This is a genomic window from Acetomicrobium mobile (assembly GCF_937920065.1).
In genome coordinates this window covers 1-1,500 of record NZ_CALETC010000296.1, presented here as the reverse complement: position 1 = coordinate 1,500, position 1,500 = coordinate 1, and the positions used below count along the sequence as shown (strand labels likewise).

Sequence of the window (1,500 nt, the reverse complement as noted above, 5' to 3'; positions counted from 1 at the left end):
GAGCAACCCTGCCTTTGTAAATTACCAAATAATGGGCGTATATGACGACTCTCTAACAAGGCCTCTTGCGGAAGTCTTAATGAATCTGGGACTAAAGGGCGCAATGGTACTACACGGCCACGGTGGATTGGACGAACTTTCCCTTAGCGGACCTAACCACATTGCATTCTTAAAAAACGGAGAAATACGAGAATTTTACCTTTCGCCTGAGGATGTAGGGCTAAGGCGAGCTCCTCTATCGAGTTTGCTAGCCCATTCGCCTCAGGAAAACGCAAAAATCGCGCTGGAAATCGTAAATGGCAAGGAACGAGGACCTAAAAGAGATGTAGTGGCCTTAAACGCAGGGGCAGCTTTTTTAGTAACCGGTACAGCAAAGAATTTTTCCGAAGGGGTACAACTTGCGTTTCAAGTCATAGACAAGGGGCTTGCCGCCGACGTGCTTTATCGGATAGTCAAATTTACAAACAGCATAGGTGAAGCAGCATGATCTTAGATGAAATCGTGAACAAAAAAATCAAAGACCTAAAAACTTTAAAGGCTCCCAAAAAATCGCTTTATAACGTTTTAGGAACTGAGGGAATTTCCATCATTGCCGAGATAAAAAAGGCTTCGCCAAGCGCTGGGATTATCTCAGACGAATTAGATCTAGTCTCCAGAATTAAGCAATACGAAGCAGGCGGTGCCAAAGCGATCTCTGTGGTCACGGAAAAACATTTCTTTCAAGGGAGCCTAGCCATGCTAAAAGAGGCTAACGGAGTTACCTCATTGCCGCTTTTACGCAAGGATTTCATTTTGAACCTTCGCAAATATACGAAAGCCTTTTTGCCGGAGCTGACGCAATACTCATAATAGCTGCTTGGGATGGAGGCCTTAGTCGAGGTTCATGAAGACGAAGAATTAGTAAAAGCACTCAAAAGCGATGCAAGGATCATTGGGTTTAACAACAGGGATTTGACAAATATGACAGTTGACATAAAAAGATGCTTCCATCTTATGGGTCTCTTTCGGAAGCTTGAACCTGACAGCCGAAGAAAAATAATAGCCGAAAGTGGAGTAAAAACCAGTGACGACGTGAACCTACTAGAAGAAATGGGCTTCGATGGCGTGCTAATAGGTGAAACTTTGATGCGTTCGTCAAATCCTAAAGAAACATTGAAATACTTCTTGGGTGACGAAATATGTCTTTAAAGGCAAAGATCTGCGGCCTCACAAGAAAACAAGACGTAGATGTCGTTATAAAAGCAGGAGCTGATGCAATAGGTTTTATCTTGGCACCGAGCCCGAGGAGAGTGGATATCGATACTGCAAAGGAATTGGCACGCGATATTCCGCCTTTTGTCTCGGTGGTAGCCGTTGTGAGCGATCCTTCTTCCGAACTGATGAGCCAAATCATCAAAAGCAAGGTTTTTGATGCAGTCCAGTTTCATGGCAACGAAAGCGTGGACTTTATATCCAAGTGTCCGCTTAAAACGATAAAGGCCATAGCGATAGCGGATGAAA

General features: G+C 44.0%; 3 pseudogenes. All 3 read left to right on the top strand.

Going from position 1 to position 1,500, the window contains the following annotated elements:
- Nucleotides 1–487: pseudogene (locus tag Q7P41_RS11060) on the top strand (anthranilate phosphoribosyltransferase); the annotation flags it as partial.
- Nucleotides 484–1,188, top strand: a pseudogene (locus Q7P41_RS11055) (indole-3-glycerol-phosphate synthase). The pseudogenes Q7P41_RS11060 and Q7P41_RS11055, both read left to right, overlap by 4 nt.
- Nucleotides 1,179–1,500 (top strand): annotated as a pseudogene (locus Q7P41_RS11050) (phosphoribosylanthranilate isomerase); the annotation flags it as partial. The pseudogenes Q7P41_RS11055 and Q7P41_RS11050, both read left to right, overlap by 10 nt.